General features: G+C 40.1%; 23 protein-coding genes and 1 pseudogene. 12 read left to right on the top strand and 12 right to left on the bottom strand.

The features are described 5' to 3' along the window. Positions 1-45 precede the first annotated feature (45 nt). From ACYZ0U_RS06350 to ACYZ0U_RS06340, 3 genes are all read right to left on the bottom strand, one after another. Positions 46-1,923: a CocE/NonD family hydrolase gene (locus ACYZ0U_RS06350; RefSeq protein WP_461450996.1), complete on the bottom strand. Its 1,878-nt coding sequence runs from the start codon at positions 1,921-1,923 to the stop codon at positions 46-48. Positions 1,924-2,092: 169 nt separating this feature from the next. After that, complete coding sequence (locus ACYZ0U_RS06345; RefSeq protein ID WP_461450993.1) at positions 2,093-3,283, bottom strand: phosphoglycerate kinase; 1,191 nt, start codon at positions 3,281-3,283, stop codon at positions 2,093-2,095. A gap of 87 nt (positions 3,284-3,370) precedes the next feature. Further along, a complete protein-coding gene (locus ACYZ0U_RS06340) occupies positions 3,371-3,814 on the bottom strand; it encodes a GNAT family N-acetyltransferase (protein ID WP_461450991.1) in 444 nt (147 codons plus the stop codon). A 179-nt stretch (positions 3,815-3,993) separates the two neighbouring features. Here ACYZ0U_RS06340 and ACYZ0U_RS06335 point away from each other — a divergent pair, with 179 nt between their 5' ends. After that, on the top strand, positions 3,994-4,590 hold the full coding sequence (locus tag ACYZ0U_RS06335) for a hypothetical protein (RefSeq protein WP_461450989.1): 597 nt from the start codon (positions 3,994-3,996) through the stop codon (positions 4,588-4,590). Position 4,591: 1 nt separating this feature from the next. On the opposite strand, the gene gap is transcribed toward ACYZ0U_RS06335, so the two are convergent. Further along, positions 4,592-5,587 carry a type I glyceraldehyde-3-phosphate dehydrogenase gene (gene gap, locus ACYZ0U_RS06330; RefSeq protein WP_461450987.1) on the bottom strand — a complete coding sequence of 332 codons (996 nt, stop codon included), beginning with the start codon at positions 5,585-5,587 and terminating at the stop codon, positions 4,592-4,594. 374 nt (positions 5,588-5,961) lie between these two features. Here gap and ACYZ0U_RS06325 point away from each other — a divergent pair, with 374 nt between their 5' ends. Then, positions 5,962-6,360, top strand: a complete 399-nt coding sequence (locus ACYZ0U_RS06325) for a hypothetical protein (protein ID WP_461450985.1) — start codon at positions 5,962-5,964, stop codon at positions 6,358-6,360. Between the two features lie 85 nt (positions 6,361-6,445). Here the strand turns inward: ACYZ0U_RS06325 and ACYZ0U_RS06320 are convergent, their stop codons facing one another. From ACYZ0U_RS06320 to ACYZ0U_RS06300, 5 genes and pseudogenes are all read right to left on the bottom strand, one after another. Continuing rightward, positions 6,446-7,072, bottom strand: coding sequence for a thiamine phosphate synthase (locus ACYZ0U_RS06320; RefSeq protein ID WP_461450983.1), 627 nt, complete (start codon positions 7,070-7,072; stop codon positions 6,446-6,448). 105 nt (positions 7,073-7,177) lie between these two features. Further along, positions 7,178-8,878: an alkaline phosphatase PafA gene (pafA, locus tag ACYZ0U_RS06315; protein ID WP_461450981.1), complete on the bottom strand. Its 1,701-nt coding sequence runs from the start codon at positions 8,876-8,878 to the stop codon at positions 7,178-7,180. Positions 8,879-9,107: 229 nt separating this feature from the next. Next, positions 9,108-11,537: a TonB-dependent receptor gene (locus ACYZ0U_RS06310; protein ID WP_461450979.1), complete on the bottom strand. Its 2,430-nt coding sequence runs from the start codon at positions 11,535-11,537 to the stop codon at positions 9,108-9,110. 319 nt (positions 11,538-11,856) lie between these two features. Then, the gene (locus tag ACYZ0U_RS06305) at positions 11,857-12,141 is read right to left on the bottom strand and encodes a DUF5615 family PIN-like protein (protein ID WP_461450977.1); all 285 of its coding nucleotides are present in this window, start codon (positions 12,139-12,141) and stop codon (positions 11,857-11,859) included. Between the two features lie 71 nt (positions 12,142-12,212). After that, positions 12,213-12,442 (bottom strand): annotated as a pseudogene (locus ACYZ0U_RS06300) (DUF433 domain-containing protein). A 155-nt stretch (positions 12,443-12,597) separates the two neighbouring features. Between ACYZ0U_RS06300 and aspS the strand changes: the two are divergent. From aspS to ACYZ0U_RS06280, 4 genes are all read left to right on the top strand, one after another. Next, positions 12,598-14,349, top strand: a complete 1,752-nt coding sequence (gene aspS, locus ACYZ0U_RS06295) for an aspartate--tRNA ligase (RefSeq protein WP_461450975.1) — start codon at positions 12,598-12,600, stop codon at positions 14,347-14,349. 248 nt (positions 14,350-14,597) lie between these two features. Continuing rightward, positions 14,598-15,071: an FKBP-type peptidyl-prolyl cis-trans isomerase gene (locus tag ACYZ0U_RS06290; RefSeq protein WP_461450973.1), complete on the top strand. Its 474-nt coding sequence runs from the start codon at positions 14,598-14,600 to the stop codon at positions 15,069-15,071. A gap of 389 nt (positions 15,072-15,460) precedes the next feature. After that, complete coding sequence (locus tag ACYZ0U_RS06285) at positions 15,461-16,150, top strand: SIMPL domain-containing protein (protein ID WP_461450971.1); 690 nt, start codon at positions 15,461-15,463, stop codon at positions 16,148-16,150. A 203-nt stretch (positions 16,151-16,353) separates the two neighbouring features. After that, positions 16,354-16,767: a hypothetical protein gene (locus ACYZ0U_RS06280; RefSeq protein WP_461450969.1), complete on the top strand. Its 414-nt coding sequence runs from the start codon at positions 16,354-16,356 to the stop codon at positions 16,765-16,767. Positions 16,768-16,825: 58 nt separating this feature from the next. Here the strand turns inward: ACYZ0U_RS06280 and serS are convergent, their stop codons facing one another. Then, positions 16,826-18,097, bottom strand: a complete 1,272-nt coding sequence (serS, locus tag ACYZ0U_RS06275; protein WP_461450967.1) for a serine--tRNA ligase — start codon at positions 18,095-18,097, stop codon at positions 16,826-16,828. 130 nt (positions 18,098-18,227) lie between these two features. Here serS and rsmI point away from each other — a divergent pair, with 130 nt between their 5' ends. The 4 genes from rsmI (at position 18,228) to ACYZ0U_RS06255 (ending at position 21,673) form a co-directional block, all read left to right on the top strand. Next, the gene (gene rsmI / locus ACYZ0U_RS06270) at positions 18,228-18,944 is read left to right on the top strand and encodes a 16S rRNA (cytidine(1402)-2'-O)-methyltransferase (RefSeq protein ID WP_461450965.1); all 717 of its coding nucleotides are present in this window, start codon (positions 18,228-18,230) and stop codon (positions 18,942-18,944) included. Between the two features lie 115 nt (positions 18,945-19,059). Then, on the top strand, positions 19,060-20,697 hold the full coding sequence (gene lnt / locus ACYZ0U_RS06265; protein ID WP_461450963.1) for an apolipoprotein N-acyltransferase: 1,638 nt from the start codon (positions 19,060-19,062) through the stop codon (positions 20,695-20,697). Between the two features lie 74 nt (positions 20,698-20,771). Next, a complete protein-coding gene (locus ACYZ0U_RS06260; protein ID WP_461450961.1) occupies positions 20,772-21,206 on the top strand; it encodes an antitoxin Xre/MbcA/ParS toxin-binding domain-containing protein in 435 nt (144 codons plus the stop codon). Further along, positions 21,206-21,673 carry an RES family NAD+ phosphorylase gene (locus ACYZ0U_RS06255; RefSeq protein ID WP_461450959.1) on the top strand — a complete coding sequence of 156 codons (468 nt, stop codon included), beginning with the start codon at positions 21,206-21,208 and terminating at the stop codon, positions 21,671-21,673. The genes ACYZ0U_RS06260 and ACYZ0U_RS06255 overlap by 1 nt, the downstream gene beginning before the upstream one ends. A 1-nt stretch (position 21,674) precedes the next feature. On the opposite strand, the gene ACYZ0U_RS06250 is transcribed toward ACYZ0U_RS06255, so the two are convergent. Both ACYZ0U_RS06250 and ACYZ0U_RS06245 read right to left on the bottom strand, forming a co-directional pair. After that, positions 21,675-22,529: an N-acetylglucosamine kinase gene (locus ACYZ0U_RS06250; protein WP_461450957.1), complete on the bottom strand. Its 855-nt coding sequence runs from the start codon at positions 22,527-22,529 to the stop codon at positions 21,675-21,677. Next, positions 22,513-22,914 carry a response regulator gene (locus ACYZ0U_RS06245; RefSeq protein WP_461450955.1) on the bottom strand — a complete coding sequence of 134 codons (402 nt, stop codon included), beginning with the start codon at positions 22,912-22,914 and terminating at the stop codon, positions 22,513-22,515. Before ACYZ0U_RS06245 ends, ACYZ0U_RS06250 begins: the two co-directional genes overlap by 17 nt. Before the next feature lie 259 nt (positions 22,915-23,173). Between ACYZ0U_RS06245 and ACYZ0U_RS06240 the strand changes: the two genes are divergently transcribed. Beyond that, positions 23,174-24,982 (top strand): M61 family metallopeptidase, encoded by a 1,809-nt coding sequence (locus tag ACYZ0U_RS06240; RefSeq protein WP_461450953.1) that lies wholly within the window; start codon positions 23,174-23,176, stop codon positions 24,980-24,982. Between the two features lie 92 nt (positions 24,983-25,074). Then, a complete protein-coding gene (locus tag ACYZ0U_RS06235) occupies positions 25,075-25,230 on the top strand; it encodes a lmo0937 family membrane protein (protein WP_461450951.1) in 156 nt (51 codons plus the stop codon). Positions 25,231-25,327 lie beyond the last annotated feature (97 nt).

Here is a 25,327-nt window from a genome sequence, read left to right as displayed (position 1 = left end):
AAAGCGACAAGAAATTTCCTGTCGTTTTTTCTGTTTAAGGACTATTTAATTCAAAACCCTCACCTTCAAATAACTCGGATGTTCCCTTGAGCTATATAACTTATTGGTAGCCTTTTTAAAGTCGCTATCTTTAGCTTTCATGATGTTTTCGAAAACCTGCGGGTTACGGTCTATAAGCGGGAACCAGGTACTTTGTACTTGCACCATTATACGGTGGCCTTTTTTAAATGTATGCAGCACATCCTGCAATTCAAAATTTACCGGGGTAACCTGGTTTGGTACAAAAGGCGAAGGTTTATCAAATCCATTGCGGAATTTACCGCGCATAGCCTCACTGCGCACCATTTGCTCATAGCCCGACATAAATGTACCGGGTGTAGTAAATTTATTATTCCGGGTAGAGTCAGGATAAACATCGATCACTTTAATAACCCAGTCCGCATCAGTGCCTGTGGTTGATACTTTCAGGTTAGCCCAAATGTTCCCAGCAAGCGTTACATCCTTATCCAGCACATCAGTTTCGTAAGTTAATACGTCTGGCCTGCGAGACGCAAAGCGCTGATCTGCGGTCATGTATTCACGCTGCATATCGTTAACTATCGAGTTATAAAACGGAACAGGTTTGTTCGGATCAGAGATAAAATCATCTTCACCATAACCGGCGTTTGTTGGCGCGTTGAAAGACAACTTGCCTCCCGGCAGGAAGTATAGGTTTTTCTCTTCAGCATCCTTCGGAGGCCATGCTTTGTAGGTTTTCCATTCATTTTTACCGGTTTCAAAAGTTGATACTTTTGGGATATCGGTATCAGTACCTTTTAAATAATGGCTAAAAAATGCAAATTCTATTTTTTCACGATAGTAAGTGCCTTGCGCACCGCCAAAATCAACATCACCTAAATGATCACCAGGCCCGCGCGACCAGCCACCGTGTACCCATGGCCCCATAGCGAAATAGATTGGCGTTGTCGGGTTATCCTTTACCAAAGTTTTGTAGGTGTTAATAGCTCCGTATAAGTCTTCGGCATCATACCAGCCGCCGGTAACCAGTACCGCGGTTTTAATATCGTGTAAGTGAGTTAGCACATTGCGGTCTTTCCAATGCTGGTCGTAGTTTGGATGATCAAGCATTTCCTGCCAAAGGCGAACGGTATCTTTATAATTTTTGTAGTAAATATCGGTAGTATGTTTAACAGAACCCATGTTTAGAAAGTATTTATACCCGTCGGGTGTGCCGTAATCTATGCTAAAACCTTTGCCTTGAGTTGGTTTATCATCCTGCCTGTTGGTAAAGAACGGATAAAAACTAAAATTAGCTATCAGCATAAATGCACCGTTGTGAAATGCATCATCACGATACAAATCAGCAATTGGCGCTTGCGGCGATGCAGCAACCAGCGCCGGGTGACGGCTTAACAGTGAAGTAGTTGTGTAGAAACCGGGATACGATATTCCCCACACACCTACCTTGCCATTATTATTGGGAATGTTTTTTAATAACCAATCGATTGTGTCGTAAGTATCTGTACCTTCATCAACATCGTTTTTGGTTTTATGATTCTCCAGTTCCGGGGTCATTTCACGAAAAACACCCTCACTCATAAAGCGACCGCGTACATCCTGGTAAACGAAAATGTAACCATCATGCACAAAAAGAGAAGATGGCCCCATGCTGCCTTTATATTTATCCGGCCCGTATGGCGCTACGCTGTAACAGGTACGGTCCATCATAATCGGATAGGTTTTAGACTGATCCTTAGGCACATAAACTGCAGTAAACAGTTTTTTACCATCGCGCATCGGGATCTGGTATTCGTATTTGGTATAGTTCGCCTTAATATAGTCGGCATCAGACCCTTGAGGGATTTGCGCGAAAGAAGAAAAAGCTACAAGCAAAAGGCTTGTAACACAGTACAATATTTTCATGAGGTGCAGTTAACAGCGGGCAAAAGTATAAAATAAATTAATATGTTGCCGATAACGCAACACAAATAACAATTTTATTACTAAATTATTAATAACCAATTACCTACGTTAAATCTGGCAAACAAAAAAACCCCTATTAAGGGGCTTTTTTGTTATAATTACCTGTAAATTATTCGTTTATCGCCTTTACTCCCGGCAATTCCTTGCCTTCCATATATTCTAATAAAGCACCGCCACCGGTAGATACGTAGCTAACTTCGTCTGTTATACCGAATTTAGCAACTGCAGCAGCAGAATCGCCACCACCAATTAATGAAAAAGCGCCGTTCTCAGTAGCTTTAGCCACTGCCTCGGCAATAGCTTTAGTACCACCCAGGAATTTTTCCATTTCGAAAACGCCCATTGGTCCGTTCCATAAAATGGTTTTCGATTCTTCAACAACTTTACTGAATAATTTAACAGTTTCAGGGCCGATATCTAAACCCATCCAGCCATCAGGTATTTCGCCTGTTTTGGCTATGCCGGTATTTGCATCATTAGAGAAAGCATCTGCTGTGATGTTATCAACGGGAAGCAACAAGTTCACCCCTTTTTCTTTTGCCTTTTGGCGAAGGCTTAGCGCCAGGTCCAATTTATCAGCCTCAACTAATGAAGTGCCGATGTTACCACCATCAGCCTTGGCAAAAGTATAAGCCATACCACCGCCAATGATCAGATTATCAACTTTATCCAATAGTTTTTCTATCAGCTCTATCTTGTCGGATACCTTTGAGCCGCCCATAATAGCAGTAAATGGTTTTTCGGCACCATTTAATATTTTCTCAGCATTAGCCAATTCACCGGCCATCAGGTAACCAAAGTATTTGGCATCAGGGAAGAACTGCGCGATAACCGCGGTTGAAGCATGCGCACGGTGAGCGGTACCAAAGGCATCGTTTACATAAACATCGCCTAATGCGGCTAACTTTTTAGCGAATTCAATATCGCCTTTTTCTTCTTCTTTGTAAAAGCGAAGATTCTCTAACAAGAGCACTTCGCCTTTGGCCAGTTTCTTTGATTTTTCAATCGCCTCGGCGCCAATGCAGTCATTGGCAAACTCTACCTGCTGACCTAAAAGATCAGATAAATGAGGCACCAAATGTTTTAAAGAAAATTTATCTTCAGGACCGCCTTTTGGCCGGCCTAAGTGCGACATTAAAATTACAGCGCCGCCATCATTCAATATTTTTTTGATGGTTGGCAGGGCAGCCGTCATGCGGTTATCGTCGGTAATGTTAAAATGCTCGTCTAAAGGAACATTAAAATCCACGCGGATAAGTGCATGTTTACCTGCGAAGCTTATTTGATCTATAGTTTTCATATTAGTTTTTAGTCATGGTGTAATCGGCTGCCAAATTCAGCATTTTAATTTTAAATCCTCAACGTAAAAGTAAAAAAGGTGTTTTAACTAAATGTTACCTTTCAGCATGCGGCACATAACATAATGCGGACCAATACCTTTTATTTCAAATTCATCGGATATTGCTTCAAAACCACAATCGCCATAAAATTTTGAAGCTATCTTACGGGCATTACACCAGATGTAATTGGCACCCTTTTGTCGAAGAATAACTATTGCATGATCAACAATTAGTTTACCCAAACCTTTGCCGCGATAATCAGCCAGGGTAGCCATGCCACGCAATTGGTAACCGACGCCTTTAATTTCACCATAATTTTGAGGATGCAGCGATACGACGGTTGCCAGTATATTATCTTGAAAGTAACCTAAATGGAATGCGCCTTCAGTCTCATCCGTAGGAAAACGGCATTCTTCATTTGTAAGCTTTCCCTCGCGCAAAACAACATTACGAACAGGCAGCAGATCAGTTGGTGTTATGAATTTTATCATTATTTTGTGGTAAAAAATTCCACGATGTGGGCATTAAAAAAATCGAATAGCAAGTATAATAAATTTATAGTAAGTACTTTTTTAGTATATTTATATAAAATATAAACGTTGCGGTATATTATAAAGGCTTACGTACGTTTAATTGAACTTAATGCACGATTTTTGCGTATATAATCATTATGCGAAATATTAAATACGTCCTTATAGTTACGATCTTATTCTTTGTAATTAGCAGCTGCCATAAAAAAGGCGTTGCACCTTCCACTGCCAGCAAGGTAGATACGGATGCGATCTTACATTCTGTAAAATTAATGTCGCCACCTCAATATGTATCAACCAGCGTTGTTGGCGATACATTGGAAATGATCTATTACGAAAATGTAAGACTGTCTATTTCTGATGCAGGATTTACATATTCCTATGCGATACATTTAATCGAGGATTTCAGCAATACATCCCTCTATAAGGTTAATTATATTACTTATGATCAGGCGGGCAATATCAATTACGATTATGTAGATGATAACCTGAATGATGTAAGTGCGAAATCAATAAAAGATACCACAATAGCAGGCGTTGCATCAAAGATAATTACTGTACAAAGGCCATTTATATTTAAAAAGCATTATGCAACCAATCAGGCCGCGGTTATGGGGCAAGATTCAATAGATGCAGTGACCACTCAGAATATGAATTTTCACTCCTACGTATATTTTGAAAAGACATACCCAGCAACGTCACAAGGAACAAATCTTTATTACGTAAAACAGCAATAAGTTAGTTAAGCATGCTGATCTTTTGGGCAAGATCAACCAGGCGGCTTGAGTAGCCCATTTCATTATCATACCAGCCAACTACTTTTACCAGTCCGCCAACTACCGAGGTTAATTGCGCATCGAATATACAGCTATGCGGATTGCCTAAAATGTCGGTTGATACAATTGGATCTTCGGTATATTCCAGAATATTTTCCATTGGGCCATGTGCCTGCGCTTTAAATGCCGCGTTAATTTCTTCAACAGTCGGTAGTTTTTTAAGGCTGCAAGTAAAATCTGTCAACGATCCATTCAAAACCGGGACTCTTATACCCGCACCACCAAGTTTACCATTTAAATGAGGAAATATAGCAGTTATAGCCTTTGCTGCCCCTGTTGTAGTTGGAATAATAGAAGCCGAAGCCGCCCTTGCCCTGCGTAAATCCTTATGGGGAGCATCGTGCAGACTTTGATCGCCTGTCATGGAATGTACGGTGGTGATGTAACCATCAATAATCCCCCAGTTTTCATCCAAAATCTTAACCATCACAGCAACATTATTGGTAGTGCAAGATGCGTTTGATAATACCGGCGAACGCAGATCGACCAAACCATCATTAACGCCTAAAACTACGGTAGGTACATCCTTAGTTCCGGATGGTGCTGAGATTATAACCTGCTTCGCTCCTGCCGATAAATGCTGCTCTGCCCCTTGTCGCGTTACAAATTTTCCCGTTGATTCAATAACCAGGTCTATATCCATTTCCTTCCAGGGCAGGTTTGATGGCTCGCGCTCTGAAAGTACTTTTATTTTTTGATCGTTAATATACAGGTATTCCTCATCTGCAGTTACTGTACCTTTAAAACCACGATGAACGGAATCATACTTAAATAAATGAGCGAGCGTATGGGTGTCGGTCAGGTCGTTTATAGCAACTACCTGGATGTTGGGTTTGCTTAATACATTTCTTAAAAATATCCGTCCTATCCGCCCGAAACCGTTTATTGCAACTCTCATATTAGTATTAAGTATATAGTATCAAGTAGCAAGATTGTTTCTTGTAGCTGATTCCTCAATGAGAGGCAAATTTACATAGCCTTTATTGAATAAGATAATAAAGTTTGAAGTATGGCGGATGGGTGACTTTATTGATCGAGGAAGTTTAAGCTTGCAATATGTTTGCAACGAGCCAGAAGTCCATGGTATGTATTATCAGAGGTTGGCAAAACAAACTGTTGTTGTAAGTTCTAAGTGTGACAGTTTATAAGCAATAAACGTTTTATAAATAAATGTTGTTTTTATGTACGAAAGAATATGTCTATGAAATTTAAAAATTTTGATAAATTTTTAAATAAATAAAATTTATCTTTAATGGTATTTAAAAGTTTACAATGTCAAGTTACACTACGATAAGCACTAAAGAATTAATTGTAGTATCTGAAGATATTTCATTTTGCAAATATCTTGATTTTTATTGTTACACATTTGATAGCGACTTTTGGGAAATGCTGGATATGTTGGCAACATGCAAAACAAGCTATAATGTAATTGCTGCAACACTTCCTGGTCTGAAACCAGTTTCGGAAATTCTTGAAAAACTAAATAAACAAGATTACTTAATTGATTATGTGAATGATTTTGCTAACATGCCCGATGAAAGCTGTTTCACTTTGCCTGTTTTAAACGGCAAAATCGTGAATGAATATATTGTGGATGAAAATAATAGAAACAAAGTATCCATTAAAGCAGCTTATTCAATAGTCAACCTCAAAATTCCTGATGAGTATTGAAATATTAACGATTCCTAACCTAAACAATTGCAAGCATACACGCTTACGATAAATTAAGTAAGATGCTTAAACGGGTAACATGATCCTAATATAACTTTTTATAAAATTCCTTAACCGCCTTGCCCGGGTCGATAGCTTTATTAACCGCGGCAGATACCGCTATGCCGTAAATACCACCAGTTTCTATCAATGGATCAACATCATTTAAAGTAATGCCGCCAACAGCTATTACCGGGATATCGATAGCCTCTTTAGCTACCTGGCGATAACCCTCAAAACCAAGCAGCGGCTTATTGTTCGGTTTAGTATCTGTATGCGCAAACGGGCCATATCCGCAGTAATCAACCACACCAGTTGACTGTACTCTTAATAAACTTTCGATATTCGTCGCTGATGTACCCAAGGTTTTATCCCCGCCGATATGCTTACGAACGGCTTTCAAGTCAGCATCAAAATCTTCAATGTGTACGCCTTGCGCGTCAACCTGATCCAGCAAATGATAGTGGTTAGTAACAATCAATGTCATCCCCCACTCATCGCAGATCTCGGCTATTTGATTTATTTCCTCCACCAATTCTTCGTCTGTCTTTGTTAAGCAACGGTATTGCAACCAGTTAGCACCGGCAGAGCAAGCTATTTCTGCCTGTTCAACATGGCTGCGGTTTGGTAGATCTTGTGTTAGGTAGTGGAATTTTGATATGTATTTTTTCATTTTTGTCTGAACCTTGATTTTTGAGATAAATGATTCCCTTGATTTTATATTCTTAAATTATCCTGTAAATCCATTAATCATGCGAATCATGGTTCAGACAATTTTCTATTTCTTCAACACCTCCGGTATCGGCACGCCTATACAACCGTTTGGTGCCTGTATGTGCAATAATGCGGCAATAGTTGGTGCAATATCCGTCATGTTAACTTCGCGAACCGCGCTGCCATGTTGTATGCCCCATCCCATAAACACGAGCGGAATATGGTTATCGTAAGGGTTCCAGGTGCCATGTGTAGTGCCTGTTGGGCCTCCATCGCCCGAGCCATGGCCGGTAAACCAAGCCGGATTGAGTATAATTTGTATCTCGCCACTGTTCTTGGCATTGTAACCATTAATAATACGCGATTTTAAAGGTTCAGGGATACTCGATTCTGATATTTTAGTCATATCAACCGCAAACTGGATATTGGGTTGCGCTTGCAGATATTTGATACACTCTTTTTTAACATCCGATTCATCAAGGTGCAGGTATTTAATAATGCGATAGTTCAAATTCACCTGGTAATTATCCAAACTCAAAACCAAAGAATCAACTTTGTATTTATCAATCAATACTTTGTTAATTCCTTTTAATACGCTTGCTTCATCCCATACACCTGCAGGAATATCATGGTCATTCAAAAAAGCGGTGTTGTGCGCAGCGCCATGGTCGGCAGTTAAAAATACGGTGTAATTGCCCTTACCTACTTTAGCATCTAAAAAAGTGAGGAAATTAGCGATATCCCGATCCAGGCGTAAATAAGTATCCTCAATCTCCACCGCGTTTATACCAAACTGATGACCAAGATAATCCGGTGATGATAAGCTCATCGCCAAAAAGTCGGTTTGGTCATGCTGGCCTAATTCCTCGCCGTTAATTGCCGCAACAGCCATATCAATTGTAAAGGTACTACCATAAGGTGTTGACCGGATCAGGCCTAAGCCCAATTTTTTATACAGTGCCGATGTTTTAACCGGTAGAGTTGGCGCGTCGGTGCCTTTAAATTTACCTTCATACTTACTATCGTCAGGTGTGCTTTGTAAATAAGTATCAATCGGGTATAGTGAGTTCCAATCCAGTTTTAAATAGGTCTCGGCCATTTTCTGATCATTAAAATCCTTTGCCCATTGCGGCAGTTCTTTCATGTAATAAGTACTGGTGATCCAGTTTCCGGTTTTATCATCAAACCAATAAGCAGCATTAGCGCTGTGACCGGCAGGTAAAATACCACCACGATCTTTTAAAGCAATACCAATCACTTTCGAGCGGAAATTTGTAGCCAGCTTCAATTCATCAGTAACGGTGGTAACTAAGAGATTGCGCGGTGACATTTGTCCGGCTTTTGAATCACTTCCCACAGTTTGCACACTGGTATCCTGTGCGCAATACATGGGCTTGCCGGTTGCCTGGATAATGTAATCATTACCCGCAATACCGTGGATAGCAGGCACCGAACCTGTATAAATACAGCTGTGACCAGGGCCTGTAAAGGTTGGTATATAATTTAGCTGTGTATTTTCGCAGCTAAACCCTTCATTCAGCAAACGTTTAAAACCATTGCTTTGATAACGATCATAATAACGGTACAGATAATCCCAGCGCATTTGGTCAACCACAATGCCCACTACCAGTTTAGGGCGGGGGATTCCTGTTGATGCTGCAACCGGAGCCGGAGCGGCTACTACCATTTTTTTCTTTTTTATTTGTGCCGATGCACTAACAGTTATAAAGGCGAACGCTACAAAAAGTAATTGTTTAGTTTTCATTGATTTGGGTTAATGCGCAAATATCAGTAATGTTATGAAAATTTGGTGTGATGTTTATGTTAGGAGAAGTTTAAATTAATCATCAAATGCTTAAAACCATGTCACTGCGAGCGATAGCGCGGCAAACTTGTAGCTATGCAAAGTAAATATGCACGGCTACAAGTTTGCTTCGCAGCCAAAGCCCCGGGACATTATGCTCCTCGCAATAACATAGTTGTATAATGGGGCGTTAAAACTTCAAATTCAACCCAACTAAAAAGTTAATTGGCGCCTGCGGATAGAAATAATTATAGTTTACCACTTTACCGCTTTCAATATCCGGATAGGTAGCACCATTCGATTCATACTTTTCACTGAAGATATTATTTACCAGCAAAGTGATTCCAATATTTTTAACAGATTTGATGCTGAAATTATAATTCAACCTCACACCGTTTACAAAATAACTATTCAGGTAGCGGTTTGATGTAGGATCAGATGCCAAGTAGCCCGCCGGATTCAGGTTTGAGGTATTATCCAAATATTGCCGACTCACATATTTGCTAATAAAAGCGATCTCACTGTTTTCAAACGGCATAAATCCTATTTCGCTGGAGGCGATAAAGTCGGGTGAGAAAGCAATATTGGTTTCTTTATATTGATAATCAACAGTAGTGTTGTTATCATAATCAAACAAATACTGGTTGAAATTTTTAACCTTATTTTCGCTTAAGGATGCAGTTGCCGACCATACAAACCATTTATTTGGCCTTAACTTACCATCAAACTCTAACCCTTCGCGGAAACTGTTTTTAACATTGCTTTGTATCTGGTCGCCTACATCATTCAGCGCGCCGGTTACAACTAACTGGTTATAGTATAGCATGTAAAACGCGTTTATACCGCCTACAAATATGCCCTGGTTGGTACGGTAGCCTAATTCCCAATCTTTCAGGTTTTCAGGTTTTGGGCGACTGTCAGGCGTCGATTGAACATAATCATCACGGTCAGGCTCATGGTTACCTATACCGAATGACAGGTATACATTGCTTTTAGGGTCGATCTGGTAAGTGATGCCTGCCTTCGGATTAAAAAAGTTTAGCCTAACCTGTTCCTGTTCGTTCTGCAATTGGTCGTTATAACCTAAAAATGAGTAGTAAATATGCCGGTACTGCATATCGGCATAAAGTGTAAATTGTCCGAGTTTATAATCGGCTTTACCGTAAATATTAAAGTCTGTTTTAAAGGCATTGTCTTGCTCGTACTGATAATTCGGGGTTATATTGGTGGTTTGCTGCGTCCACTCAATATCATCATAATGCCCGCCGCGATACTCGTTATAAGCACCGCCTAAATTAAAATCAAGATTTTTTTGAGCTCGGTATTTTAAATTATAGGTAACGCCGTAAAACTTATTATTTAACCATAACCTGCGGGTTAAATCAGTTGATTTAATAGTATCGCCGCCAACAATTGCCGGCTTTAAACCGTAATTTTTAACGGAATCGTTGTCGACATATTCCTCATAATAGCCGTAGCCATGCGTGTAGTGCAATGCGCCGCTGAATGATAATTTGTCGGATATTTTTTGATCAATCAATAACTGGTAATGGATCTGGGTATAGTTATCGGTCTGATTGGGATAGTATGAACCGTTTGATTCTAAACCAAGCGGATTATAAGTACGGTTACCCGCTTTAATACTATCTTCAGGCACGCCGTCCCATGCCTGGTAGGTATGCTCGGTACCGCCAAAAGTAACCAGCCTGATGATGGTGTTTTTGCCATAGTAAGCACCATTAAAGAAATAAGATTTCAGGTTAGCCGAAGCCCTGTCAATATATCCGTTAGAGGTAATACTTGATAAGCGTCCGTCAAAGGTGAATTTGCCGCCTAACAAACCTGTGCCAATGTTCAAGGTATTTTTAAGTGTACCATATGAACCTGCCGAGTTATTCAGTTCTAAATAACCGGTATCCCTTCTGGTAGTAGTTTGTATATTGATACTCGCTCCAAAAGCGCCGGCGCCATTGGTTGATGTACCCACGCCGCGCTGGATCTGGATATCATTAACCGAGGAAGCAATATCCGGGATATCCACAAAATATACACCCTCCTCTTCAGAATCGTTATACGGGATACCGTTAATGGTAACGTTGATACGTGTAGCATCAGAACCACGGATATGGATATAGGTATAGCCGATGCCTGTACCACCATCAGATGTGGTAACTACAGACGGCGTTTGATCCAGCAGATAAGGCAGATCCTGCCCGAGGTTATTTTTTTGGATATCCTTAGCGCTTAAATTGGTGAATGCGATAGGTGCATTAATGGCAGCGCGGGTAGCGTTTACCGTAACCTCATCGTTCATAATGCTCTCCATATTAAGCGAGAAATCAATGGTAGAACTACTTTTTAGATTGATGGTTTTAATAGTGGCCTGATAACCAACGTAAGTGATCTTAAAATTGTAATTAGCCGCCTTCAGATCGTGAAAAGTATACCTGCCATCCGTACCGGAACTGGTACTGATATTGGCATTTTGAATGCTGATGGTAGCGCCGCTTAACGGTTCGCCGGTTTGCTGGTCGGTAACTTTACCGGATACAGAGAATTGGGCCGATGCCAGGACAGGCAGCAGCATAGCGATAAACGCTACGAGTAATTTTTTTTTCAACGTGAATAAATAAAACTTGTTAAACCATCTGCACACCAGGGTTGAATATGCAGTACACTTAACTTATTACCTCTCCCTACGCCGGCATTACCCGGATCAGGTGCATGTTAAATTGCCGGTTGTCGATTTTCAGTTGCCGGTTTCACCCGCAACATTCAACTTATAACTTGCAACTAACAATGGGTTTGATCTCAGCCTGTCTTTCAGTTTGATTGCTCAAAGCAAGGCACCCCTTGAGAATTATGCCGCAAATATAGAAATGATTTCGGAATATTATAATTTCGGACTTTGAATGTGAGATTTCGGATTTAAATGTGGATTATAACGGTAGTATTCTAATACGCTTTTTATCTTCATCCAAAACAATCAGCGCACCTTTTTCTAATAATTCAGTGTAAGTTTTCAGGGTCGAAATTACCATCTTACTAAGATGGTCTACAGTGATGTTTTGGGTTCTGACTTGTATAACACTTGGCGACTCCGCTTTTGTAAGTGCCAAAGTCGTCCCAAAATCAAGATCGTGGGTAAAAATAACATAGCTATTTTGTCTCGCCCAATCGATTAAGGCAGAATCGGCGCATCGAATCGTCCAACTTCCGACCAATGTTTTGCTTTAAGTATGTTGATCAAACTCCTGCACCCATTCAGGACATAAATTCATATCTATTAATATTTTCACGCCGTAGCAAGTGGAACCTCTATTTCTTCTGAGCGCCAAGCGGCATAAGATAAAGCTGCAATTAAGACTTCATGTTGCAAATAAGGATACATTTTAAGAATTTCATCTGTAGATAATCCGGACGCTATAATCCTATAACAGTTCCTACAGTCATTCTCAAACCGCGAATACAAGGTTTTCCTCCCATTACATCGGTATTAAGAGTTATGCGCTCTAAATTTTTCATATTAAAAAACACTTTCGTTTTAAACAAAAATAAACATTATTTATAAATCTTTCCTACTTTCGGCTTCCGGCCTCATCTGTTTCATACTTTCTATCTTTCCGTCTTTCGCACTTCATTCAAAAAAACTACTTTTGCAAACTTTACAAATACGTACTATGCTAAGAACACATACCTGCGGCGAATTAACCCTCAGTAATTTAGGCGAAACCGTTACTTTATGCGGATGGGTACAAAAATCGCGCGATTTGGGTGCTACCACATTTATTGATGTGCGCGACCGTTATGGTTTAACCCAATTGGTTTTAAATACTGATAATGATGCCACCTTACGCGAAACGGCAAAAGGTTTAGGCCGCGAGTTTGTAATTAAGGTTACCGGTAAGGTAATTGAGCGTACCAGCAAAAATGCAAAGATCTCAACCGGCGATATCGAGATAGCTGTTGAAGATATAGAAATATTAAACGGTTCCAAGATTCCTCCGTTCATGATCGAGGATGAAACTGATGGCGGCGAAGAGCTTCGCGCTAAATACCGTTACCTGGACCTTCGCCGTAACCCGATCCGTAATAACCTGCAATTGCGCCACCGCATGTCGCAAGAGATACGCAAATATTTGGACGCATTGGATTTCATCGAAGTGGAAACACCGGTGCTGATCAAATCAACCCCCGAAGGCGCGCGCGATTTTGTGGTACCAAGCCGAATGAACCCGGGCGAATTTTACGCCTTGCCACAATCACCACAAACATTTAAGCAATTGCTGATGGTGAGCGGTTTTGACCGCTACTTCCAGATCGTTAAATGTTTCAGGGATGAGGATCTGCGTGCTGACCGCCAGCCTGAATTCACCCAGATAGATTGCGAACTTTCATTCATCACGCAGGAAGACATCTTAAATATATTTGAAGGCCTTACCCGCCACCTGTTTAAAACAGTTAAGGGTATCGATCTTCAGTCTTTCCCCCGAATGCAATATGCCGATGCAATGCGTTTGTATGGTTCTGATAAACCGGACATCCGTTTCGGGATGGAGTTTGTTGAGCTGAACGGGATCATGAAAGGCAAAAACTTCAGCGTATTTGATAATGCTGAACTGATTGTTGGCATTAACGCAAAAGGTTGCGCCGAATATACCCGAAAACAACTGGATGAACTAACCGATTGGTTAAAACGCCCTCAAATTGGTGCTACAGGACTGATCTATTGCCGTTATGGTGCTGACGGCACCTTGAAATCATCTGTAGATAAATTTTATGGTGAAGATGACCTGACCAATCTTGCCGCGGCATTAAATTCTGAACCGGGCGATTTGATCCTGATATTAGCCGGGCACAGCCAAAAAGTACGCAAGCAAATGAATGAACTTCGTTTAGAGATGGGCTCGCGTTTAGGTTTGCGTAATAAAAATGATTTCGCCCCCTTATGGGTTTTAGATTTCCCGCTGTTGGAGTGGGACGAAGAAAGCGAACGTTACCACGCCATGCACCACCCATTCACCTCACCAAAACCGGAAGATATAGCTATGCTGGACACCGAACCCGGTGAAGTACGTGCCAATGCTTATGATTTGGTGATCAATGGGACTGAAATTGGCGGTGGTTCTATCCGTATCCACGACAGAACCTTGCAAGCTTTAATGTTTAAGCATTTAGGCTTTTCGCCGGAAGAAGCACAAAAACAATTTGGCTTTTTAATGGATGCCTTTGAATATGGCGCGCCGCCGCATGGTGGTTTGGCCTTCGGTTTCGATAGGTTATGTGCGATATTTGCCGGATTGGATTCGATACGTGATGTGATCGCCTTCCCAAAAAACAACTCAGGCCGCGATGTGATGATCGATACGCCATCAACCATATCCGACCTGCAATTAAATGAATTGAAAATAAAAACTACAGTAACACCTTAATAGTAAAAAATACCTTTTAATTTATTTGAGGCATTGACAATTGGGTTTGCATAGACAGAACCATACTACCACTTTATTAGCTTTATAAATTAATTTAGGTTCTTTCACAATAAATTTACAGTATAGGGCAAAATTGAGTAGCGAGGTATAAAATGTTTTTTATTAACTTGCCCGCTCATTATAAATGTTAAAATTAAGGTATTATATAATTTTCAATTAAAAAATCAGTTATAGCGTTAAACAACAATATGAAGAAAATATTTTTACTTTTTGGTTTCCTTACTGTTCTGTTCTCGGCTTGTAAAAAGCAAAGTTTTAATAATTCATTACAAGCTACTATTGACGATGAAAAGATCCAAAAGTTTATAACTGCTAATAATATTACAGGTTTAACTAAAGATCCTTCAGGAATATATTATAAAATTGAAACTTCAAACCCGGGACCCCATCCTACAGCTACAGATACTGTTCAGGTATCTTATACCGGCAGACTATTGAACGGCACCGTGTTTGATACAGAAAGTGCTACAATTGTAGGTTTGCCTGATGCAATCAAAGGCTGGCAAATAGCGTTGCCATTTGTTGGCGTTAATGGCAGTACTCCATATGGCCGTATCCGTATGATCATACCGTCGGCGCTGGCTTATGGCAGTGCTGAGCAATCTTCTATTCCCGCTAATTCGGTATTAGACTTTACTATTGACGTAGAAGGTTTTTATTAGTCTTTCTTGCCTCATCTACTTTTTATTTGCAGTAAAAACCAATAGCGAAGCCCAACAGCCGAACTATTGTTTAAAAATCATCTTCAGCACGCTGCAAGGTCAGCCGGTATAAGTAATAAAGCCCGTATAAAGGTTAATGCAAAAATGATTAATTGGGCTGACGTTGTTTTGTGATGGAACGAAAACATCAGCAGCGATTAAAAATGCTCTTCCCTGTTGAACTTGTTCATAAATCACTTATTTTATTATACATTGAAGACAACTACCATTTCAATAATCCTGAACTGATCAATATTTTAAAATCCGTCCTGGTTGATTATTTATAACAACAAACTAACACGCATTAAACCTTAGTTCGCTTTATATTGTCTACCTTAAAAATAATCACTATGAGAAAAATAATCAGCCTGATCGCATTTATCATCCTTACATACACCTCGTTTGCCCAAAGTGTTGATTTACGCCGTAAAATTGAAGTAAGCGGAACAGCAGAGCAGGAAGTTACTCCCGATATTATTTATGTGAACATATCCTTACAGGAATACATGGATGGTAAAAACCGGATCACTATTGACCGGTTGGAAAAACAACTGGAGGATGCTGTTAAAAACGCCGGTATCCCAAAAGAAAATTTCACCATCAACAACGTATCAGCCTGGAATAATAACTATCAAAAGAAAAAATCTCCTGATTTTTTAGCAAGTAAACAATATAATTTAAAGCTTAGCGATTTAAATAAATTTGATCAAATACTAAGTGCTGTTGATCCTAAAGGCATACAATCAACTAATATAGAGAGTTACGACTACTCAAAAATGGCCGAGTTAAAGAACCAGCTAAAACTAAAGGCTTTAATTACCGCAAAGGATAAAGCCACTTACTTACTAAACGGGATAGGTGACAAGTTAGGCGACGCTATAGATATTACGGAGGTTGATAATAGTAGTTTCCCGCAGCCAAGGGTATTTATGGCAAAAACAATGTCGGTTAATACTGATTCCGTACCTCAATCTGACATCGATTTTAAAACTATTAAACTCAGTTTTCAGATAAATGCAGTGTTTGAAATAGTTAAATAGATAAATATTTGAATTTGAGTAACTTCTGAATAACATTATTCGTACACGGATTATTAAACATGTTTTTCATTTTGTTCTGATGCCATTTTTTGCCTGTTTGTTAAAAAATTATTAATAAAATTTTATTTTTTACAATATAGCCAACAAGTATTTGACAATGTGACTTTTACGTTATATATTTAAGCACCCTAATTGTTTAAAGCATGATCCGTACCCGTTTTAAAAAGGTGCTTGTAGTTGCGCCTGAGACCTCTTCTTACCAGCTATCTGCTGATTCTGAGAACGTGAGGCATATACATGCGTTAAACAATATATTCCCGTCTATTTATGAGTTAAACCCCAACCTTATTGTGCTTGATTACAGTTTCATCAGTAAGGACATGGAAAAAATTGTACGCAGGATCCGCACCAACAATTTTTATAGTAAGATCAAGATCTGCTGCTACAAATTAAAGGTTGAGCCTAAGGCAGACAGCTTGTTAAAAGCCATTGGCGTTGATTTTTTTGTTTATGAAGAAGAGTTAAGGGCTATCCAGAAAAGCAAAACTATCAGCTCCGTATTTACCGAGATGCTTGACAGAACCGTTATTGGTATGTTAAGTAACGTATCAAACTAAAAAATGCTTCCGGGTTTATCACCCAAAAGCATTTCTTTTTTTTCAAAAGCCTGCCATCTTAATCTATCCACTCAAACTTCGTGTAAGGCACTAATACCTCAGGTATTTTAATTCCATTTTCAGTCTGATTATTCTCCAGCAAAGTAGCTACAATACGAGGTAAGGCTAAAGCACTTCCATTTAAGGTATGTGCTAACTGCGTTTTACCCTCGGCATTACGGAAACGCAACTTTAAGCGATTAGCCTGGAAGGTTTCAAAATTTGACACAGATGATACTTCTAACCAGCGTTGTTGCGCCGCGCTCCAGGTTTCCATATCATAGGTTAAGGCTGCGGTGAAACCCATATCACCACCGCAAAGGCGCAATACACGATAAGGTAATCCTAAACCTTTTAACAAGCTTTGTACATGCGTGCTCATGCCTTCTAAAACATCGTATGAAGTATCCGGATGCACCACCTGCACTATTTCCACTTTATCAAACTGATGCAAACGGTTCAGTCCACGCACATGCGCGCCGTACGAACCAGCCTCTCGGCGAAAACACGGTGTGTAGCCACAATTTTTAACCGGCAGTTCATCCGCCTTTAAGATCACATCTCGGTAAAGATTAGTGATTGGCACTTCGGCAGTCGGGATCAGGAATAAGTTATCCAATCCCACAAAATACATCTGGCCCTCTTTATCCGGCAACTGTCCTGTTCCAAAACCCGATGCTTCGTTAACCAGCAAAGGCAGCATCACTTCGCTGTAACCTGCTTTTTCAGCTTCATCCAAAAAATAAGCAATCAAGGCCCGTTGCAATTTAGCACCCTTGCCTTTATATACCGGGAAACCGGCACCCGTTATTTTAACACCCAACTCAAAATCTATCAAATTATATTTAGTGGCAAGCTCCCAGTGCGGCAATGCACCTTCATATAGATTAGGTTTTTCACCATGCTCCAAAACAATTACATTTTCCTCAGGCGTGGTACCTTTGGGTACTGAGCTATGGGGCAAGTTAGGTAGTAAAACTATTTTTTGCTGCAATTCATCTTCGGTAGCAGCAAGGGATTCGCCTAAAGTTTTTATCTCTTCCTTCCAGGCACCCGTGTTTGCTTTTACAGCTTCGGCTTCATGCTTTTTACCGTTGCGCATCAACTCGCCTATTTGTTTAGCAGCAGCGTTAGCTTGTGCCGAAACACTATCCATCTGGTTTTGAGTTTGACGGCGTTTTTCATCCAATTCGATGATCTCATCAACCAATTGGGGCTGTTTAAAATTTTTTACAGCTAAACGTTCTAAAACCTGTTCCCTGTTATCGCGGATATAACTAACTTGCAGCATTATTTTATTTTTTTAGGCAAAGATATAAACTTGATTGTCATTGCGAACGTTTGAGGCAATCTCGTAGATATATTTAGCGAAATACACAGCTAAGAGATTGCTTCGTACCTCGCAATGATAAAAATTAAAAATGAGCGGTAAACTTTATTTAGTACCCACACCCATAGGCAACCTGGAGGACATGACCTTCCGAGCCATCCGTATTTTAAAGGAAGCCGATCTGATCCTGGCTGAGGATACGCGTACTTCTGCCCCATTGCTTAAACATTTCGATATCCATCAAAAAGTATTTTCGCACCATCAGCATAATGAGCATCAATCTTCTTTGGAGGTGATCAAGTTTCTAAAAGAAGGGAAAAATGTGGCATTGATATCGGATGCCGGTACACCCGCCATATCCGATCCGGGATTTTTCCTGGTGCGCGAAGCCTTAAAAAACGATTTGCCTGTGGAATGCTTGCCGGGCGCTACGGCTTTTGTGCCGGCATTAGTGAACTCCGGTTTCCCGACGGATAAGTTTTGCTTTGAAGGATTTTTGCCGCTGAAGAAAGGCCGCCAAACACGCTACAAGTTTTTAGCGCTGGAAGAGCGCACCATTATACTTTACGAATCTCCGCATCGTTTGTTAAAAACACTGGATGAAATGATCACCTATTTTGGTGAAGACCGCCTGATCTCTGTATCGCGCGAGCTGACAAAATTATTTGAGGAAACCGTCCGAGGAACAGTTGCCGACGTTAAAACTTATTATGAAACCCACCCGGTAAAAGGCGAATTCGTACTATGCGTTGCACCTAAACAAGTGGTATCAAATAAAAAAGGTTCTCACGATGAGGACGATGAGTAAAAAATAAAAAACACCCACGTCATTGCAAGGAACGAAGCAATATCTAGATTAAGCAAGGCTGCTATATAAAGCAGAAAGATTGCTTCGTTCCCCGCAATGACGCATTTACACACTAATGAAAAAAAGCATTTTACTTTCCATATTTTCAGGCTTATTACTTTGGATAGCCTGGCCACCTACCCCCTATACTACATGGTTGTTGTTTGTTGGTTTTGTACCGATGCTGCTTGCTATAGAAAACATCATCCAGTCAAGCACCTCAAAAAAAGGGAAGAAGATATTCAATATTACATTCCTCGGCTTTTTTATCTGGAACACGCTTTGCATTTATTGGGTTTATAATTCACTTAAAACTATTGGTCCGTTAGTGGCTGTGCCAATTAGCTTGATACCTTATTCGCTGGGGCCATTACTGATGTCATTTGCGTGCTGGTTGTATTACCGCATGCGGTTGTCGACAAGTCGCGCCTTAAGTTTGGTTGGCCTGGTTTGTTTTTGGATTGCCTACGAATACCTGCATCAAAGCTGGGATCTCGCATTCCCGTGGATGACTTTGGGCAACGGCTTTGCAGTAAGCCATAGCTGGATACAGTGGTACGAATACACCGGTGTTTACGGCGGTACATTTTGGATCTGGCTGGTGAACATCCTCATATTTTTAATCTACATTGGTTTAGGTGAGCAACAGGCAAAAAATATTCGCTTACGTTTACTTACCGGACTTGTATTTGCATTGATTATACCTTTTGGATTTTCACTATACCGATATTCTACTTACAAAGAACAACTTGACCCGTCAAACATTGTAGTAGCCCAACCTAATATTGATCCTTATGCCAAGGAAACTGACATCCCTGCACATGAGCAGATAGACATTTTAACGCACATTTCAGATTCTTTAGGACAGGCAAATACCGAATTTTTCATATGGCCCGAAACCGCGATTGCCGATTATATTGACGAGAACCACATCCGCAACAACCCATACTTTTTACAGATCCAGCATTTTTTAAGCAAATACAAAAATGGCAATGTTATAACAGGTGCCGAAACTTATAAGTTGTATAATTCACCGGCGACGGGTACGGCGACCCCTACTCAAAACCCGAACGAATACGTTGATAATTTTAATGCCGCGCTGAATATTGAAAACTCGGCCGAGGTGCAATTCTACCACAAATCAAAGCTGGTCCCGGGCGCTGAATCGCTTCCTTTTGGCAGCGCATTAGCTTTTATGAAACCCGCCTTTGCGCAATTAGGTGGGGCAACAGGTAGCTATGGTAGCCAGCCTGAACCAGGGGTGTTTTATTCACAAAGTGGAATCGGTGCAGACCCTGTTATTTGTTATGAATCTATTTGGGGAGAATATGTGGCGACGTCGGTACACATGGGCGCGCAATTCATCGCCGTTATTACGAACGATGGCTGGTGGGAAAACACATCAGGCAAGGACCAGCACTTGGATTACGCCAAGCTAAGAGCTATTGAAACACGCCGTTGGGTATGCCGGTCGGCAAATACCGGCATTTCAGCATTCATTAATCAGCGAGGCGATATTGTGCAGCAAACCCACTGGTGGACTCGCACTGCCATAAAGCAGGACATCAACCTAAACTCCGATCTTACCTTTTATGTTCTGCACGGCGATTATATTGCTAAAACAGGATGTGTATTGGCTGTTTTGGGAATGGCTTGGGTGATGGTCGGTACGCGTATCACAAGAAGAAAGCAGTTTAAACATTCTGGTATATAAACTGTTTAAACTATTGAAATATTTCACTTTAAAAGTAGAATTTTTTCACTAGTTTTGTTTAAACAAAAACCGTAATGACATTTCTAACAGCAACCCATTCACGCATTTCAATGCCTCATTTTAATAATGACTGGATAGAAAGCGATGTGCAGATATTTAAGCATGCCATGATTGGCGTGAATACTGACCTGTTTTACTCTTTTGCCGAAGTAATTAAAATGGGTAACAAAGCACTTGCCGGTATACTTCACCTGTCATCACGAACCATAAGCAATTACCATCAAAATAAACAAACACTTGACCCTGTTCAGGGTGAACATTTATTAAAACTGATTGCTTTGTATGACAAGGGCATTGAAGTATTTGGTTCGATAGATGAACTAAATTATTGGTTAAACAAACCCTTTTGGAATACTGAAGAAAAACCTGTTGACTGGTTGGTTACGCCCGGCGGGATTGACCTGGTAATGCAGGAACTTGATCGTATGGCTTACGGCTATCCTGTATAATGATCGTCTTCAGGATACTTCATAAAAAATACGGCGACCCTCTTTTTGCTCCCGGCATCGAAGGCCGTTGGAACAGCTATGGTAAAAAAGTATTGTATTGCAGCGAATCAATTCCTTTAGCTTTTATGGAGAGTATGATCAGGCGGCAGGGGGTTGGCTTTAATAGTGACTTCCAAATTGCGCATATCGAAATACCCGATAGCATTCCAATAACCGAAATTCAGGTTAAAGATTTAGACAAAGGATGGGATAATTCTTATGATTATTCTAAATGCCAGCGATTGGCTAATCCGTGGTATGAAGCAGGCAAAAGTTTAGCCTTAAAAGTACCATCAGCAGCATTAAGCATATGCAGTAATTATGTGATAAATACTTTGCATCCTGATTTTTCAGAAGTAAAACTATTGAAGATAACTCCGTTAATGCCCGACCCAAGAATAGATGAGCTTTTAAAAAAAGCAAAGTGACCTACGCCTCCGCCCTGGTCAATATGAAATCCATCAAATCATATATGGGTTGGCGTATTATCTTGCCAATGTGAACGCCATTGGCTTTGCACACCGCGGTTAATTCATCAGCAAATACGTGGGCTATTGAACCTACAAAGTGGGATTTATATTGATGATACTCCGGGAATGATTTAATATTGGTTTCAATAAATTCCTCAAAACCATCGCTTAATATTTTTTGCGCATAATCGGTTGTTCTTATTTCGGATAGAAACTTAGAGAACGATGCCAGGTATGAATTACCACCCGGTTTTTGATAAACATTTTTTATTACATCTTCGCGGGTAAGGTGAAAATTAGTGTTAAATTTGTCGCTGATCTCGTCAGGCATAACACCGTACAAAAACCCTGTAACCAGCTGCTTACCGAACCAGGTTCCTGAACCTTCATCGCCCAAAACATAACCTAAGCCGTGCTTGCCCGCATGAATTTCCTCGCCATCAAAAAAAGAAATATTTGATCCGGTGCCTAAAACACAGCATATGCCCTTTTCGTGGCCACATGTTGCGTAGGCAGATCCATACAGGTCGCTATCAACACTAATAAACGCTTTGGGGAAAAATTGGCTTAAGGCATTTGAAACGATCTCGTGCCTGTCGGGGCTTGAACAGCCAGCACCAAAAAAATAGATCTCGCTGATCTCGCTGCCATAGGCAATCAACTCAGCAATTTGCTCCTGCAAAACTTTTGTAATTTCCTTCTCGGTTAAAAAGTAAGGATTTAAACCGGATGTTCTATATTGTTTTGTTTCCTGTTCGGGGATGGCGAGCAGCCAGTCTGTTTTTGAGGAACCGCTATCAGCAACTAAAATCATTTGCAAATACTTCTTCGAGCGCCTTTTGGGTAACAGGCTTATGAATAAAATTAGTTACATGTTTACTAAGCTCCGACCTTTTAATGTCGGTAGGATCGAGTGACGATGACAGCATAAATATCTTAATATTCTCCTTATTTGGGAATACAAGTTTATCATATTCTTCCAGAAATTCAAAACCACTCATTAATGGCATCCTGATGTCCAGGAAGATCACATCGGGTTGAATAGTACCTGTAAGTAATGATTCGATAGCCTCATCAGGCGATTGTCTCACAATAATGTCCTCAACAAAGTTGCCGCTTTGCAAAATTTTTCTCGTAACGAAATTATCGATGTAATTATCGTCAATGAGTAAACAAGTTTTGTAGCGGTGTTGGGTCATTCTCTCCTTAAAACTAATTTTAAAAAAGTATTTTCTTAATTGATATTAGGCTTTATACGTAAGGTTGTTATTAAAAGATATAGTTTAGCGTGGTAATTTATGTAATTTTTTTGATATGTGTAAATATAGCGTGTATTTAATGGATATTAATTATTAAATGATGCAGCTACTAAGTATTTTTACACCCCTGTGTTTTGATAATATTACTGTTAATAAAATTACTTTAAGTACAATTACAAATATTTAACAACTGCTCCCGATGAGAAAACCCCTTATAGCTATACTATTTTTTTTAATACTCCTTTTTATGAATGTGAATACCAGTAACGCTGCAACTGCTGTAAAAATTTCATACAATGTAACTTTTCCTGAAGTGCAGGCCCATTACACTGATATTGAAATGAATATTGAGCACTTAACTCAAAATACCTTAGTGCTAAAAATGCCGGTTTGGACGCCCGGCTCATACCTGGTTAGGGAATTCGCCAAAAACATAGAGGGTTTTACTATTAGCGCCAACGGCAAAGAAATTCCTTTTAAAAAAACACGCAAAAACTGGTGGAGCATTAATACACAAGGTTTAAGTCACATCACTATTAAATATAAAGTTTATTGCTTTGAGAATTCGGTGCGTACCGCAATGGTTGATCTTTCGCACGCGTTTTTATCAACCTCCGGAATATTTATTTACCCTGAAGGGATGTTGCAAAACCCATCAACCATACACATAGCGCCTTTTGGCGGCTGGGATAAAGTATCAACCAGTTTAGAGATGGTGAACAATGATCCGTTTACCGTACAGGCCCCAAATTACGACATCCTGTTTGATTCGCCTATCGAGGTTGGCAACCAGGATGTATTCGGTTTTGATGCCGCAGGTGTTAAATACCAGGTAGCCATGTATGGCGGCGGAAATTATGATAAGGAGCGCCTGAAAAAAGATATGGCCAAAATTGTTGAGCAGGAAACCGCTGTTTATGGCGAAAACCCCAACAAGCATTACGTATTCATTGTGCATAATAACTTTCGCGGTGGCGGTGGTTTAGAGCATTTAAGCTCATGTGTTTTGGGCGCTTCGCGCGATGCGTATGGCTCCGAACGTGGCTATCAGAATTTTTTAAGTTTAGTAGCACACGAGCATTTCCATCTGTGGAATGTAAAACGCTTGCGCCCGATAGTTTTAGGTCCGTTTGATTATGATAACGAAAATTACACCACCGACCTGTGGATAGCCGAAGGCTTTACCGCTTACTATCAGGATATAATTTTAAGGCATGCCGGTTTAATACCTGCTGATAATTATTTAAACGTAATGGCGAACGATATAAACCAGGTAGAGAACACGCCCGGCAAAAAGATACAAAGTGTTGCCGATGCCAGCTTTGATGCCTGGATAAAGGCTTATCGCCCGAATGAAAATTCAAACAATAGCACTATATCCTACTACAGCAAAGGTTCTGCAATAGCTATGCTCCTTGATCTGGAGATCATTAACGATAGCCAAACCAAATACTCGCTGGATGATGTGATGAAGTATATGTACAATACTTATTACAAACTGAAAAAACGCGGTTATACCGACGAAGAATTTAAACAGGGCCTTGAGAAATTCGCCGGTAAGAACCTGGATGAATTTTATAAGAAATATGTTTATGGTGTTAACGATGTAGATTACAACAAATACCTGGGCTACGCAGGTTATAAAATTACCGATGCGGCAGCAGCAACAGACGATCCATCATTAGGAATGATGACCGCAACCACCAATGGGAAAATTATAGTGATGAGTGTGCTACGTGATGGTACCGCCTGGGTTGACGGTATTAACGTGAACGACGAGATCGTATCTGTTGATGGTAAACCTGTAACCGATGTAAACAGTATTTTGGCTGATAAAAAAGTTGGCGATAAATTATCTATAACCGTAAACAGAGATGGTTTACCGTTGGTATTGCCTATAACACTGCTTAGAAATGATTTAGTTAAATATAAAATTGAAACGCTGGATGATCCATCGGCACAACAGCTAAAAGTGAGGACCAAATGGCTTAATTATAATGGTAATTAATTAATATAATTTTCGTTTCATAAAAATTAAAACATTCCTGTAAAGGGTAGTGTTGTAATTATATCTTATGAAAATCATTTAATAAAATCACTATGAACTCACTATTGTATATCATTGCCGTAATATTGCTCATTGGATGGGCATTAGGCGTGTTTTTATATTCTGCCACGGGCATTATACACATCTTATTGATTATTGCGGTTATTGCGTTAATTTTAGGCATCATCCGCAGGCCAACCGCGGTTTAATATCGCTGACCATATTCAGGATAAGGCGTTTCATTCATTTGAAACGCCTTTCGTTTTTTCATACATTCTGTTAAAACCGTTTGCATACTAAACAGGT

Source organism: Mucilaginibacter sp., assembly GCF_965225845.1.
Lineage (GTDB): Bacteria > Bacteroidota > Bacteroidia > Sphingobacteriales > Sphingobacteriaceae > Mucilaginibacter.
The sequence above is the reverse complement of the archived record's forward strand: the minus strand, read 5'-3'. Positions and strand labels throughout refer to the sequence as shown.

Coding starts and splice junctions, on each gene's coding strand:
- ACYZ0U_RS06325 (WP_461450985.1), top strand. CDS start 5,962: ATGTCAAGTTACACTACGATAAGCACTAAAGAATTAATTGTAGTATCT.
- ACYZ0U_RS06255 (WP_461450959.1), top strand. CDS start 21,206: ATGATCGTCTTCAGGATACTTCATAAAAAATACGGCGACCCTCTTTTT.
- ACYZ0U_RS06320 (WP_461450983.1), bottom strand. CDS start 7,072: ATGAAAAAATACATATCAAAATTCCACTACCTAACACAAGATCTACCA.
- ACYZ0U_RS06250 (WP_461450957.1), bottom strand. CDS start 22,529: ATGATTTTAGTTGCTGATAGCGGTTCCTCAAAAACAGACTGGCTGCTC.
- ACYZ0U_RS06345 (WP_461450993.1), bottom strand. CDS start 3,283: ATGAAAACTATAGATCAAATAAGCTTCGCAGGTAAACATGCACTTATC.
- ACYZ0U_RS06335 (WP_461450989.1), top strand. CDS start 3,994: ATGCGAAATATTAAATACGTCCTTATAGTTACGATCTTATTCTTTGTA.
- ACYZ0U_RS06290 (WP_461450973.1), top strand. CDS start 14,598: ATGAAGAAAATATTTTTACTTTTTGGTTTCCTTACTGTTCTGTTCTCG.
- pafA (WP_461450981.1), bottom strand. CDS start 8,878: ATGAAAACTAAACAATTACTTTTTGTAGCGTTCGCCTTTATAACTGTT.
- ACYZ0U_RS06350 (WP_461450996.1), bottom strand. CDS start 1,923: ATGAAAATATTGTACTGTGTTACAAGCCTTTTGCTTGTAGCTTTTTCT.
- serS (WP_461450967.1), bottom strand. CDS start 18,097: ATGCTGCAAGTTAGTTATATCCGCGATAACAGGGAACAGGTTTTAGAA.
- rsmI (WP_461450965.1), top strand. CDS start 18,228: ATGAGCGGTAAACTTTATTTAGTACCCACACCCATAGGCAACCTGGAG.
- ACYZ0U_RS06280 (WP_461450969.1), top strand. CDS start 16,354: ATGATCCGTACCCGTTTTAAAAAGGTGCTTGTAGTTGCGCCTGAGACC.
- ACYZ0U_RS06340 (WP_461450991.1), bottom strand. CDS start 3,814: ATGATAAAATTCATAACACCAACTGATCTGCTGCCTGTTCGTAATGTT.
- ACYZ0U_RS06245 (WP_461450955.1), bottom strand. CDS start 22,914: ATGACCCAACACCGCTACAAAACTTGTTTACTCATTGACGATAATTAC.
- aspS (WP_461450975.1), top strand. CDS start 12,598: ATGCTAAGAACACATACCTGCGGCGAATTAACCCTCAGTAATTTAGGC.
- ACYZ0U_RS06260 (WP_461450961.1), top strand. CDS start 20,772: ATGACATTTCTAACAGCAACCCATTCACGCATTTCAATGCCTCATTTT.
- ACYZ0U_RS06285 (WP_461450971.1), top strand. CDS start 15,461: ATGAGAAAAATAATCAGCCTGATCGCATTTATCATCCTTACATACACC.
- ACYZ0U_RS06240 (WP_461450953.1), top strand. CDS start 23,174: ATGAGAAAACCCCTTATAGCTATACTATTTTTTTTAATACTCCTTTTT.
- gap (WP_461450987.1), bottom strand. CDS start 5,587: ATGAGAGTTGCAATAAACGGTTTCGGGCGGATAGGACGGATATTTTTA.
- lnt (WP_461450963.1), top strand. CDS start 19,060: ATGAAAAAAAGCATTTTACTTTCCATATTTTCAGGCTTATTACTTTGG.
- ACYZ0U_RS06235 (WP_461450951.1), top strand. CDS start 25,075: ATGAACTCACTATTGTATATCATTGCCGTAATATTGCTCATTGGATGG.